The 11,871-nt window shown below is 72.5% G+C and carries 12 protein-coding genes and 1 pseudogene; 10 read left to right on the top strand and 3 right to left on the bottom strand.

Annotated elements, in window-relative coordinates:
* Nucleotides 1-2: 2 nt before the first annotated feature.
* Nucleotides 3-1,478 (top strand): membrane-associated oxidoreductase, encoded by a 1,476-nt coding sequence (locus tag ACFWUQ_RS23260; protein WP_384541143.1) that lies wholly within the window; start codon nt 3-5, stop codon nt 1,476-1,478.
* 27 nt (nt 1,479-1,505) lie between these two features.
* On the opposite strand, the gene ACFWUQ_RS23255 is transcribed toward ACFWUQ_RS23260, so the two are convergent.
* Nucleotides 1,506-2,135, bottom strand: a complete 630-nt coding sequence (locus tag ACFWUQ_RS23255; protein ID WP_384541190.1) for a lysophospholipid acyltransferase family protein — start codon at nt 2,133-2,135, stop codon at nt 1,506-1,508.
* Nucleotides 2,136-2,439: 304 nt separating this feature from the next.
* Between ACFWUQ_RS23255 and ACFWUQ_RS23250 the strand changes: the two genes are divergently transcribed.
* From ACFWUQ_RS23250 to ACFWUQ_RS23240, 3 genes are all read left to right on the top strand, one after another.
* Nucleotides 2,440-3,603 (top strand): glycerophosphodiester phosphodiesterase, encoded by a 1,164-nt coding sequence (locus ACFWUQ_RS23250; RefSeq protein WP_384541141.1) that lies wholly within the window; start codon nt 2,440-2,442, stop codon nt 3,601-3,603.
* Between the two features lie 73 nt (nt 3,604-3,676).
* Complete coding sequence (locus ACFWUQ_RS23245) at nt 3,677-4,237, top strand: sigma-70 family RNA polymerase sigma factor (RefSeq protein WP_384541139.1); 561 nt, start codon at nt 3,677-3,679, stop codon at nt 4,235-4,237.
* 37 nt (nt 4,238-4,274) lie between these two features.
* A complete protein-coding gene (locus ACFWUQ_RS23240; protein ID WP_384541137.1) occupies nt 4,275-4,781 on the top strand; it encodes a GNAT family N-acetyltransferase in 507 nt (168 codons plus the stop codon).
* A gap of 60 nt (nt 4,782-4,841) precedes the next feature.
* Here the strand turns inward: ACFWUQ_RS23240 and ACFWUQ_RS23235 are convergent, their stop codons facing one another.
* Together ACFWUQ_RS23235 and ACFWUQ_RS23230 are read right to left on the bottom strand one after the other, a co-directional pair.
* On the bottom strand, nt 4,842-5,258 hold the full coding sequence (locus ACFWUQ_RS23235; RefSeq protein WP_384541135.1) for a hypothetical protein: 417 nt from the start codon (nt 5,256-5,258) through the stop codon (nt 4,842-4,844).
* Nucleotides 5,251-5,619: a hypothetical protein gene (locus ACFWUQ_RS23230; protein ID WP_384541134.1), complete on the bottom strand. Its 369-nt coding sequence runs from the start codon at nt 5,617-5,619 to the stop codon at nt 5,251-5,253. Before ACFWUQ_RS23230 ends, ACFWUQ_RS23235 begins: the two co-directional genes overlap by 8 nt.
* A 464-nt stretch (nt 5,620-6,083) precedes the next feature.
* On the opposite strand from ACFWUQ_RS23230, the gene ACFWUQ_RS23225 reads away from it, so the two are divergent.
* The 6 genes and pseudogenes from ACFWUQ_RS23225 to ACFWUQ_RS23200 form a co-directional block, all read left to right on the top strand.
* Nucleotides 6,084-7,163 carry a methionine ABC transporter ATP-binding protein gene (locus ACFWUQ_RS23225; RefSeq protein WP_384541132.1) on the top strand — a complete coding sequence of 360 codons (1,080 nt, stop codon included), beginning with the start codon at nt 6,084-6,086 and terminating at the stop codon, nt 7,161-7,163.
* A complete protein-coding gene (locus tag ACFWUQ_RS23220; RefSeq protein ID WP_384541130.1) occupies nt 7,160-7,828 on the top strand; it encodes a methionine ABC transporter permease in 669 nt (222 codons plus the stop codon). Before ACFWUQ_RS23225 ends, ACFWUQ_RS23220 begins: the two co-directional genes overlap by 4 nt.
* 107 nt (nt 7,829-7,935) lie before the next feature.
* Entirely contained in the window at nt 7,936-8,799 is an 864-nt protein-coding gene (locus ACFWUQ_RS23215) for a MetQ/NlpA family ABC transporter substrate-binding protein (protein ID WP_384541128.1), read from the top strand.
* A gap of 242 nt (nt 8,800-9,041) precedes the next feature.
* On the top strand, nt 9,042-9,731 hold the full coding sequence (locus ACFWUQ_RS23210) for a GNAT family N-acetyltransferase (RefSeq protein ID WP_384541125.1): 690 nt from the start codon (nt 9,042-9,044) through the stop codon (nt 9,729-9,731).
* A gap of 79 nt (nt 9,732-9,810) precedes the next feature.
* Nucleotides 9,811-11,013 (top strand): precorrin-6y C5,15-methyltransferase (decarboxylating) subunit CbiE, encoded by a 1,203-nt coding sequence (gene cbiE / locus ACFWUQ_RS23205; RefSeq protein ID WP_384541123.1) that lies wholly within the window; start codon nt 9,811-9,813, stop codon nt 11,011-11,013.
* A gap of 261 nt (nt 11,014-11,274) precedes the next feature.
* Nucleotides 11,275-11,871 (top strand): annotated as a pseudogene (locus tag ACFWUQ_RS23200) (5,6-dimethylbenzimidazole synthase); the annotation flags it as partial.

Here is an 11,871-nt window from a genome sequence, read left to right as displayed (position 1 = left end):
CGATGGAGATCAACGATCTGACCCCGGCCGAACGCCGCGTGTGGGAGGCCTTCCCGCGCGGCGAAGGCGTCGACTTCCGCGAGCACCCCGACGACAGCTCCGTCGACGGCGCCGGCTGGGGGCCCGACCGCACGGTGCGCGCCGAAGTGCTGCGCGCGCTGCTGCTGGGCGCCGCCCCCGCCGAGGAGGGCCGGGTCGCGGGCCTGAAGATCAAGGGCGCGCGGATCGTCGGGAAGCTCGACCTGCGCTACGCCGCCGTCGACCACGCCATCCGGCTGCGAGACTGCTGGTTCGAGCGCAAACCCCTGCTGTACGGGGCCCAGCTCAAGGCCCTCGTACTCGGCTACTCGACCCTGCCCGGCCTCACCGCCGCCACCCTGCGGGTCGACATCGTGCTCCGGCTCTCCTGCTGCCGCATCACCGGCCCGGTCCGCCTGCAGGGCGCCCGGATATCCGGCGGCCTCTTCCTCCAGGGGGCCGTGGTCGGCCCGGCGGCCGGGGAGGAGGCCGGCGAGGCCGTGCTCCAGCTGAACCACGCCGAGGTCGGCACCGACATCATCGCCAACGACCTGACGGTCCACGGCCAACTCCGCCTCAACGGCGCCACCGTCGGAGGCCAGATCAACCTCGACGGCGCCCGCCTGCTCGCCCCCGGCGCCACCGCCCTGCACGCCGAGACCCTGACCGTCGGCACCGACCTGCGCGCCATGCGGATGGAGGCCCGGGGCATGGTCAACCTCACCGGCTCCCGCGTCCCCGGCCAGCTCAACTTCGCCCGGGCCCGCCTCTCCCATCCCGAGGGGATCGCCCTGCGCGCCTCCAGCTGCGTGATCGGCGAGGTGTGGCTGCGCGAGTGCGAGCGGATCCAGGGCACCGTGAACCTGCGCCGCTCCCACTTCGACCTGCTGCACATCCCGCCCGAGACCTGGCCCCGGACCATCCGGCTCGACGGCCTGAGCTACCGCACCCTCGCCCCGCACCTGCCCGCCGAGGAGCGGCTGCCCGCCCTGGAGCTGGAGGAGTCCGGCTACCTCCCGTACGCCTACGAGCAGCTGGCCGCCGCCTACCGGACGGCGGGCGACGAGGCGGCCGCCCGCACCGTCCAGCTCGCGAAGCTGCGCCGGCACCGCCGCACCCAGCCGAGGCCCTCGCGGGCCTGGGGGCTGCTCCAGGAGGTGACCGTCGGCTACGGCTTCCGGCCGCTGCGCGCGGCGGGCTGGCTGTTCGCGCTCCTGCTCACCGGCGTGGTCGCGTACACGGCGCACCCGCCGAGGGCGCTCAAGGAGGGGGAGGCGCCGGACTTCAACGCGGTGTTCTACACGATCGACCTGATGCTGCCGATCATCGGCTTCGGCCAGGAGCAGGCCTACGCGCCGAGCGGCTGGTACCAGTGGCTGTCCTACCTGCTGATCGTGACCGGCTGGGTCCTCGCCACCACCACGGCGGCGGGCGTCAGCCGCTCGCTGCGCCGGCAGTAGCCGCGGGCGCCGCGCCGGAGCCCGGACTCAGGCGGCCTTGGCCTTGGTGGCGTACATGTCGACGTACTCCTGGCCCGACAGCCGCATCACTTCGGCCATCACCGAGTCGGTGACGGCGCGCAGCACGTAGCGGTCGCGGTCCATGCCCTCGTAGCGGGAGAACTCCATCGGCTCGCCGAAGCGGACGGTGACCCGGCCCGGGCGCGGCATGCCGGCGCCGCCGGGCTGCAACTTGTCGGTACCGATCATCGCGAACGGCACGACGGGGGCGCCGGTCATCAGGGTGAGGCGGGCGATGCCGGTGCGGCCGCGGTAGAGCCGGCCGTCGGGGGAGCGGGTGCCCTCGGGGTAGATACCGAAGATCTTGCCCTCTTCGAGGATGCGGCGGCCCGTCATCAGGGCGGCGACGCCGCCGTTGGCCCCGTCGCGGTCCACGGGGATCATCCCCGCGCCGGTGAAGAACCAGGCCATGAGGCGGCCCTTGATCCCCTTGCCCGTCACGTACTCGTCCTTGCCGATGAAGTGGACCGCACGGTCGCACACCAGCGGAAGGATCATGGAGTCGATGAAGGTGAGGTGGTTGCCCGCCAGGATCACCGCGCCGGTGCCCGGGATGTTCTCGATGCCCTCCACGCGGGTGCGGAACATCAGGCGCATGACCGGGCCGACGGTGGCTTTGATGAGCGCGGTACGGAACAACGTGGGCCCTCCGGCATCGAAAAGCGGGTCGCGCGCCCGCCACAGGGTGGTGGGTGCAGGTGAGGACGATACTCGCGGGTCGGCTCCGCGCGCACATCGGGTTCACGAGTCGGATACGCAGTGTTGACGTGAGTTCCCGCCATGTTCCACCGGCGCACGCCCCCCGTCCATGCCCCGCCGCCTACCATCGGCACGCCGATTTCGGGCCGCAGGACCGGAGATCCCGGGGCCGGGAGCCCGTGCCGGAAGAGGAGTGGGACTCATGACGCAGGGTGGGGCAGCACGGCGCACGGTCCTGGGGGCGGCCGTCCTGGCGGCGGGAGCCGGGGCCGCCGGACTCGCGGCGGGACCGGCGTCCGCCACGGGCGGCGGGCACGGCGGGGGCGGGTACCGGAGCCTGCCCTCCCCGACGGTGATCGGCCACCGCGGGGCCAGCGGCTACCGGCCCGAGCACACGCTCGGCTCCTACGGGCTCGCCCTCGACCTGGGCTCCGACGTGGTGGAGCAGGACCTGGTCCCGACGAAGGACGGCCACCTGGTGTGCCGCCACGAGAACGAGATCGGCGGCACCACCGACGTCGCCGACCACCCGGCCTTCGCGCACCGGCGCACAACCAAGTCCGTCGACGGCGCCCCCGTCACCGGCTGGTTCACCGAGGACTTCACCCTGGCCGAGCTGAAGACCCTGCGGGCGAAGGAGCGCATCCCCGCCCTGCGCCAGCGCAACACGCTCTACGACGGCCAGTGGGCCGTGCCCACCTTCGAGGAGGTGCTGCGCTGGGCCGACCGCGAGGGCAGGCGCCGCGGCCGGCGGATCTGGCTCCACGTGGAGACCAAGCACCCCAGCTACTTCCGGTCCCTCGGCCTCGGCCTGGAGGAGCCCCTCGCCCGGCTGCTGCGCCGCTACGGCCGCGACGGGCGCGACGCCGCCGTCTTCCTCCAGTCCTTCGAGCCCTCCAGCATCCAGCGGCTCTCCCGCCTGGTCTCCGCGCCCCGGGTCGTCCTGCTGTCCGCCGCGCACACCCGCCCGTGGGACTTCGAGCAGGCCGGCGACCCGAGGACGGTCGCGGACCTGGTACGCCCCGACGGGCTGAAGTGGATCGCCGGCTTCGCCCAGGGCATCGGCCCCACTCTCGACCTGGTCGTCCCGCGCGACGCGGAAGGCCGGCTCGGTACGCCGACGGCGCTCGTCGGGGACGCCCACGCGCGCGGCCTGGTGGTGCACCCCTACACCGCCCGCAACGAGAACAGCTTCCTGCCGGCCGAGTACCGCAGGGGAGCGGACGCGGCCGCGTACGGAGACGCCCTCGGCGCCCTGCGCGCCTACTTCGCGCAGGGCATCGACGGGATCTTCACCGACAACCCGGACACGGCCCTGCTCGCGGCGGAGGCCTTCCGCCCGGGCCGACGCCCCGTCAACGGCTGAGCGCGGCCCCCCGTACGAGTGGGCCGGGGCCCAAGGGGAAACCGCCGGGCCCGGCCCGCTCGTCCCGCCCGGCATGGACCTGCTGAAAGAGCCCGACCTGCTGGGCGAACTGGGCCCGCTGCTCTCCGCCGAGGCGGCCGCGGAGGCCCCGGGCGCCGGAGTGGACGCGGCCGACCTCGAACAAGCCGTCTGGGTGAGGCTGCTGGAGCGCCGCCGGCACGCGCCCGACCCCGCCCCCGCCCACCCGGAGGAGCCGGCCCGCTGGCTGCGCCGGGCGGTGCGCGCGGAAGCCCGCCTCGCCCGGCGCCGCGCGCGCCGCGAAGTGGCGTACGACGCCCGGCGCCACGTCGCGGACGACCGCCGCGCGCACTCCGCGACGGCACCCGAGGCGGCCCTGCTGCACGGGGAGTCGAACCGGGCCCTGCGATCGGCGGTCGCCCGGTTGCCCGGGCGCTGTCCGGAGCTGATGGGAGCACTTCTGTCGCCCAGAGACCTCACTTACCGTGAAATCGCAGGAGAGTTGGGTATCTCACAAGGAAGTTTAGGGCCCGTCCGTTCCCGATGCCTGGGATGTCTGCGCAGAATGCTGGCTGCAGAGGTTGCGGCTCCTGGCCTGTGGGGAAAGGAGCGGTAGACCACAGGGCTACCAGGTGAGCGGGAGGCATGCGCACATGGGCATGAGCGTGACCATTTCGGCGGCGGCTGCCGAGGACGCTGAGCAGATCTTCAAACTCCAGTACCTGGCCTTCCAGCGCGAAGCCGAGCTGTACGGCAACTACCTGATCCAGCCGCTCACCCAGTCCCTGGACTCCCTCAAGGGGGAACTGGCCTCGAACACCGTCCTGGTGGCCCGGCTCGGCGACGAGATCGTCGGCACCGTGCGCGGCAGCGTCGGCGAGGACGGCACCGGCAACATCGCCAAGCTCTGCGTCCACCCGCGCCTGCAGGGCCACGGCCTCGGGGCACGCCTGCTGCGCGCGGTGGAGAAGGCGCTCGGGGAACAGGCCGGGACCGTCCGCTTCCGCCTGCACACCGGCCACAAGAGCGAGTCGAACCTGCGCCTGTACCGCAAGGCGGGCTACGCGACGGTCGGCGGCCGCACGGCCTCGGACGGCGTGCGGCTGGTGATCCTGGAGAAGGACGCCAAGGACCCGAGCGAGTTCGCCGTCAGCGCCTGAGGACCGCCCCGTCACCCCTCACCCGGGCGGCGGGCGGCCGGTGGCCGGCGCGCCCGGCGCTCAGCGCTTCGCGCGGAGCCAGAGCATCCCGGTGATCGGCAGGATCACCGGGATGAACAGGTAGCCCATCCCGAAGTCCGACCACACGGTCGCGTCGGGGAAGGCCTCGGGGCGCGCCAGCGTCCAGGTGCCCACGACCAGCACTCCGGCCAGTTCGGCGGCGCAGCACACCAGCGCCGCCTTCCGGGCCCTCTCCCCGCCGCGCACCAGCGAGTACGTGATGAAGGCGTAGGCGAGCGCGGCCGCGGCGGAGAGCGAGTAGGCCAGCGGCGCCCTGCCGTACTCGGTGGAGATCTGGTACGCCGACCGCGAGACCGCGCCGACCACCATCACCCCGTAGAGCCAGACCAGCAGCAGCCCCGGACCGGACACCAGCCTCTTGCGCCCGGTGGACGGGGCGGTCGTCGTATCAGGCACCGGTGGTTCCCCAGATGTCGTAGAGGCGCACTTCGAGGACGGCGAGCACCACCGCGCCGGCGGCCACGGTCACCGAGCCCCACCTGGTGCGCTCGGTCAGCGACAGCATCGCGGCGGCCGGGACCGCGGCGAAGGCGCCCAGCAGGTACGCCACGAAGATCACCACGCCCTCGTCGGGCCTGTCGCCCCGGGCCAGCAGGACCGCACCGACCACGAGCTGGGCCAGGACCAGGACGGTCACCACGGCCATGCCGATGAAGTGCCAGTCCTTGGTCGGCTGGTCCCGCCACGCGGCGTGGCCGCACCAGGCAGCGAGGGCGAGTGCGGCCGCACCGATGGCGACCGTCAGGGCGTCGAGCATGCAGCGAGGGTATTACGGCCCGAAAGACCCGATGCGCGCACCCCGCCTCCCCGGCTCTCCCGGAACCCGCGAAGCTCCGCACCCGCTCACGACTGTCCGGAATATGAGTGGATTCCGTCCGCTATTCGGACACGGTTGATCGGTCAAGGGAGACGTCTGGTTTACTTGGGCCCATGACCACGACGAGCAGCCGCACCCTTGCGACCGAGGCGACGATGACGCCCGGTGCTCGTTGTATGTGTCGAATGCGCGCCTTCTGAGGGCCCCTCCTTGAGTTCCGCGCCCCGAAGCGGAACCGGCTGAGTCCGTCCGTCACACGCCTCGCAGCGGTACGGCCCACTCCTGCCCCGCGCACGTGTCGTCCGTGTCGTTCTCAGACGGTCCGACCCGTATCGCGTCCCCAGATGTTCGCCCCCGTGCCCGGCACCCCGCTGCGCCGAGCACTCGACAGCGACGGAAATCCTGTGATCACCACAACGGGCCTCACGAAGGTCTACCAGTCCCGTGGCCGCGAGGTCACCGCCCTGGACGGCGTCGACCTGCACGTCCGCGAGGGCGAGGTCTACGGAGTCATCGGCCAGAGCGGCGCCGGCAAGTCCTCGCTCATCCGCTGCGTGAACCTGCTGGAGCGCCCCACCACCGGAACCGTGACGGTCGACGGCGTCGACCTCACCGCGCTCGCCGGCCGCGGCCGCCGCGCCGGCAAGGAGCTCCGCGAGGCCCGCAGCCGCATCGGCATGGTCTTCCAGCACTTCAACCTGCTGTCCTCGCGTACCGTCCAGGGCAACGTCGAGCTGCCGCTGGAGATCCTCGGCGTTCCCGGCCGCGAGCGGTCCCGCAAGGCCCTCGAACTCCTCGACCTCGTGGGCCTCGGCGACAAGGCCAAGGCGTACCCCAGCCAGCTCTCCGGCGGACAGAAGCAGCGCGTCGGCATCGCCCGCGCCCTGGCCGGCGACCCCAAGGTGCTCCTCTCCGACGAGGCCACCAGCGCCCTGGACCCGGAGACCACCCGCTCCATCCTCCAGCTGCTGCGCGACCTCAACCAGCAGCTCGGCCTGACGGTGCTGCTCATCACGCACGAGATGGACGTCGTCAAGTCCGTCTGCGACTCTGCCGCCCTGATGAAGCGGGGGCGCGTCGTCGAGGCCGGCACCGTCGCCGAACTGCTCTCCACCCCCGGCTCCGAGCTGGCCGGCGAGCTCTTCCCCGTCACGGGCGCCGCCACCGGCCCCGACCGGACCGTCGTCGACGTCACCTTTCACGGCGACGCCGCCGCCCGGCCGGTCATCTCCCAGCTCTCGCGCACGTACAACATCGACATCTCGATCCTCGGCGCCGCGATGGACACCGTCGCCGGACGCCAGATCGGCCGGATGCGCATCGAGCTCCCCGGCAGCTACGAGGAGAACGTCGTCCCGGTCGGCTTCCTGCGCGAGCAGGGCCTCCAGATCGACATCGTCGACGGGGCCGAGTCCCCCGACGGCGGATCCCCCGACCACACCGACGACGAACTCGCCGCACTGGTCGAGGATGGTGCCAAGTGACCTGGTCCGAAATGCAGCCCCTGCTCACCCAGGGCACGTACGACACCCTCTACATGGTGCTGTGGTCCACCCTGGTGACCGTCCTCGGCGGACTGCCCACGGGCATCCTGCTGGTCCTCACCGACAAGGGCGGCCTGCTGCAGAACCAGCCGCTCAACAAGGCCCTCGGCGTCGTGGTGAACATAGGCCGCTCGCTGCCGTTCATCATCCTGCTGATCTTCCTGATCCCGGTCACCACCGCGGTCGTCGGCACCTTCATCGGCCCCACCGCCATGATCGTCCCGCTCGCCATCGGAGCCATCCCCTTCTTCGCGCGCCTCGTCGAGACCGCCGTCCGCGAGGTCGACCACGGCCTGGTCGAAGCGGTCGAGTCCATGGGCGGCGGCATCCCCACCCTCGTCGGCAAGGTGCTCCTCCCGCAGGCCCTGCCCTCCCTGGTCGCGGCGGTCACCACCACCGTCATCACCCTGGTCGGCTACTCCGCCATGGCCGGCGCCGTCGGCGGCGAGGGACTCGGCTCCAAGGCCATCACCTACGGCTTCCAGCGCTTCGAGACCGGCTTCATGATCGCCACCGTCGTCGTCCTGATCGTCCTCGTCACGGTGATCCAGCTGATCGGCGACGGCGTGGTCCGCCTCCTGGCCCGCCGCGGCCGCACGGCCTGACCGCACCGGGCCGACCCGACTTTCCCCCCTGAAGAACAGCCCGCACTTGTCGTGCTTGGGCCACTCCCGCGAGTACCCGTACTCGCTCCGTCAGAAAGGCACTCTTCGTGCGTAAGAACACCAAGCTCACCGCCCTCGCCGCCACGGCCACCGCGCTCACCCTCGGCCTCACCGCCTGCGGCAGCTCCTCGGACCCGTCCTCCACCAAGACCGGGGGCGGCGCCGCCGACGAGAGCAAGGCGCTCGTCATAGCGGCCTCCCCCAGCCCGCACGCGGACATCCTGAACTTCGTCAAGGACAAGCTCGCGGCGAAGGAGGGCCTCAAGCTGGAGGTCAAGGAGTTCACGGACTACGTCCTGCCGAACACCGCCACCCAGCAGGGCCAGGTCGACGGGAACTACTTCCAGCACAAGCCGTACCTCGACGACTTCAACAAGAAGAACAGCACGACCATCGTGCCCGTCGTGAACGTGCACCTGGAGCCCCTCGGCCTCTACTCCAAGAAGGCCAAGACCCTCGCGGACATCAAGGCCGGCCAGACCATCGCCGTCCCCAACGACACCACCAACGAGGGCCGCGCGCTCCAGCTGCTCGCCGCGAACAACCTGATCACCCTCAAGGAGGGCGTCGGCACCAGCGCCAAGCTGTCCGACATCACCGACAAGAAGGGCCTCGAATTCAAGGAGCTGGAGGCCGCCACGGTCCCGCGCGCCCTGAACGACGTGGACGCCGCCGTCATCAACGGCAACTACGCCATCGAGGCCGACCTCTCGCCCGCGAAGGACTCCCTGATCCTGGAGAAGGCCGAGGGCAACCCGTACGCCAACTTCCTCGCGGTCAAGGACGGCAACCAGAACGACCCGCGGGTCCAGAAGCTCGCCAAGCTCCTGAACTCCGACGACGTCAAGAGGTTCATCGAGGAGAAGTACCAGGGCTCGGTCACCCCGGCCTTCGGCACCCCGGCCTCCTGACCCTCCGGACCCCGCGGCAGCCACCGCACCCGGGCCCGCCGCACCACCGCCTCGGCCCCGCCCGCCCCCTCGGCGCGCGGGGCCGAGCGCTGCCCGCTTCCGGGCACACCCGGCCCTGCACTTCCCCCGGCCGATGCTGCATGCTGTGGCCTACGACCCGCACAAACGGTCCGGCACGAACATCCCGCACCACGGTCGCAACGCACCACGGTCGCACCACGGTCCCAGGCATGGAGCTGCGCATGACTACCACCTTCCCGGACGTCACCATCAGCACGGACCGGCTGGTGCTGCGCCCGTTCGAGGAGGAGGACGCCACCGCGCTCGCCGAGATGATGAACGACGAGAGCGTCACCGCCTGGACTTCCGCGCCCCACCCCTACACCCACGCCCACGCCCGGGACTGGGCCACCCGCGGCTCCCACGCCGAACGCGCCGAGGGCCGCGGCATCGTCCTCGCCGTCACCGAGTTCCTCACCCACCGCCTCGTCGGCACCGTCCGCCTGAGCAACACCGACTGGCGCACCCGCGCCACCGAGGCCGCGTACATCACCGCCCCCTGGGCCAGGGGCGAGGGATACGCCAGCGAGTCCGTACTCGCCGTAGCCCAATGGCTCTTCCGCGACCAGGGCTTCGAACGCCTCGAACTGCGCACGGCCGCCGACAACACCGCCTCCCAGCAGGTCGCCCAGAAGATCGGCTGCATCAGCGAGGGTGTACTGCGCAACGCGTGGACCGTGCGCACACAGAACCCCGACGGCTCCTGGGCCGACACCCGCACCGACCTCATCGTCTGGAGCCTCGTCCCCGAGGACCTGGACGAGGGCGACGGCTACGAGAGCTACGACGGGTACGACTCCCGCCACGGTCGCACCGGTTACGGACAGCGTGCCGACGCGAACGGCCACGCCGTCGGCGCCGACTGGAACTGACCTGATGACCAGGTAGTCTCACCGTGCCCGACCCTCCCGAACAACCTTCGCCTGCCCCCACCCCAGGAGACTGACGACGATGGCCGACCGGGTCACGGTGATCGGCTGGGACGGCTCGCCGCTGACCGCCGCCGCGCGGTCCGCGCTCTCCGCCGCCACCCTGGTGGCCGGCGCGGCCCACCACCTCGCTCTCCCCGAAGTACCGCCCGCCGCCGAACGGATCCGCCTCGGCAGCCTGGGCCTCGCCGCCCGCCGCATCGCCGGCCACCGCGGCACCGCCGTCGTCTTCGCCGACGGCGACCCCGGCTTCTTCGGCGTCGTACGCACTTTGCGCGCCCCGGAGCACGGTCTGGAGGTCGAGGTCGTCCCCGCCGTCTCCTCCGTCGCCGCCGCCTTCGCCCGCGCCGGCATGCCCTGGGACGACGCCCAGGTCGTCGTCGCCCACCCCCGCACCCTGCGCCGCGCCGTCAACGTCTGCCGCGCCCACGCCAAGGTCGCCGTCCTCACCTCGCCCGGCGCCGGCCCGGCCGAACTCGCGCTGCTCCTCGGTGCCGTGCACCGCACCTTCGTCATCTGCGAGGAGCTGGGCACCGACAGGGAGCAGGTGAGCGTCCTCACCTCGGACAAGGTGGCCGACCACAACTGGCGCGACCCGAACGTCGTCATCGTCATCGGCGGCGCCGGCCAGACACCGGCCGCCGACCCGGGCTGGTTCCTCGGCCAGACCGCCGCCCAGTCCGCCCCGCGCGGTTGGGCGCGGCCGCAACTCGGCACCGGCGAGGGCGAATCCGCCCACCTGCGGGCCGCCCAGCTCGCCCGGCTCGGCCCGCGCACCGGCGACCTCGTCTGGGACATCGGCGCCGGATCCGGCGGTTTCGCCGTGGACGCCGCCGCGTTCGGCGCCGCCGTCATCGCCGTGGACGCCGACCCGGCCGCGTGCGAGCGCACGACCACCGCCGCCCGCGCCCGGGGAGTGCAACTCCAGGTCGTCGCCGGGCAGGCCCCGCACGTACTGGAGGACCTGCCCGAGCCCGACGTCGTGCGCGTCGGCGGCGGGGGAGCCCCGGTCGTCGCGGCCGTGGCCGAACGCCGTCCCGAACGGATCGTCAGCCACGCCTCCACCCGCGACGAGGCGGAGGCCGTCGGCCGAGTCCTCACCGAACACGGGTACGTCGTCGAGTGCGCCCTGCTCCAGTCCGTGGGCCTGGACGCCCGCACCTGGAGCGAACAGGACCGTTCCGTGGTGTTCCTCCTGGCAGCCGAACGCCCCGTGACCCGCTGACCCGGGTCCCGGGGTAGGCTGGCCGATCGTCGTACTGCCCTGGCCGTTGCGGGCACGCGACACCACCGGGACGCGCGACGTGGCGCAGTCCACAGTGGCCCGCGGCCGTAATGGCCGCCGTGGTGGCTAACGGGCGCGACAATGCTTAGTGGTTGTCGCGCAGGCGCAGGTGAGGCGAACGCGCCGCACGGCAGCTCCGCTCGTCCGCCCCGAGGGCGACCGGGCGATCGAAGACGCAACACCGATGGGCGAGGGGTACGCATGACTGACACCGGCCAGGTACCGGGCGAGGGTCTCCCGGACAGCGCGGGCATGGTGGATCAGCAGGGCATCCCCGCTCCGGTCCAGGTCCCGCCGCTTCCCACCGGTTACGCCTTCCAGGACCTCGTGGACGATGTGTCCGGGTCCGAGGAGGAGGAGCTCCTGCTCATGCCGAGCGGCCAGGGCGCGTGGAGCGACCCGCAGGTCGTCCCCCCGGCCCCCGTCTTCCCCGTCGAGCCCCAGCCCTCCGAGTTCCCGCACTACGCGGACGCCTCCTACGGCACCGGGCCCGCCCACCCGGCGGCCGGTGGCTACCCCGACTTCCCGCAGCCGTCCTTCCCCGACCCCGCGTACAGCGCGGGCGCGCACGAGGCGGGCGGCCGCGACTCCGGTGCCCTCGACCTCGGCGGGCCGGCCGGCCCGGCGCAGCAGCCCGCGGCCGCGGCCCCCGTCCGGCGCCCCCTGCACATGGGCCCGCCGGTCCCCGAGGCCGCCGGAGGCGTCGTACGGTCCCTCGCGGACCGGGGCCCCGCCGCGGCTCCGGCCGCGCCCGCGCCCGCCGCCGCGGCGGGCGCCACGGTGACGCCGTTCCCGGTC

Source organism: Streptomyces sp. NPDC058662, from assembly GCF_042716255.1.
Taxonomy (GTDB): Bacteria; Actinomycetota; Actinomycetes; order Streptomycetales; family Streptomycetaceae; genus Streptomyces.
Note: the sequence above shows the minus strand (reverse complement) of the source record. Positions and strands in the feature narration are given on the sequence as shown.

Coding starts and splice junctions, on each gene's coding strand:
- cbiE (WP_384541123.1), top strand. CDS start 9,811: ATGGCCGACCGGGTCACGGTGATCGGCTGGGACGGCTCGCCGCTGACC.
- ACFWUQ_RS23240 (WP_384541137.1), top strand. CDS start 4,275: ATGGGCATGAGCGTGACCATTTCGGCGGCGGCTGCCGAGGACGCTGAG.
- ACFWUQ_RS23245 (WP_384541139.1), top strand. CDS start 3,677: ATGGACCTGCTGAAAGAGCCCGACCTGCTGGGCGAACTGGGCCCGCTG.
- ACFWUQ_RS23230 (WP_384541134.1), bottom strand. CDS start 5,619: ATGCTCGACGCCCTGACGGTCGCCATCGGTGCGGCCGCACTCGCCCTC.
- ACFWUQ_RS23255 (WP_384541190.1), bottom strand. CDS start 2,135: ATGCGCCTGATGTTCCGCACCCGCGTGGAGGGCATCGAGAACATCCCG.
- ACFWUQ_RS23250 (WP_384541141.1), top strand. CDS start 2,440: ATGACGCAGGGTGGGGCAGCACGGCGCACGGTCCTGGGGGCGGCCGTC.
- ACFWUQ_RS23260 (WP_384541143.1), top strand. CDS start 3: ATGGAGATCAACGATCTGACCCCGGCCGAACGCCGCGTGTGGGAGGCC.
- ACFWUQ_RS23210 (WP_384541125.1), top strand. CDS start 9,042: ATGACTACCACCTTCCCGGACGTCACCATCAGCACGGACCGGCTGGTG.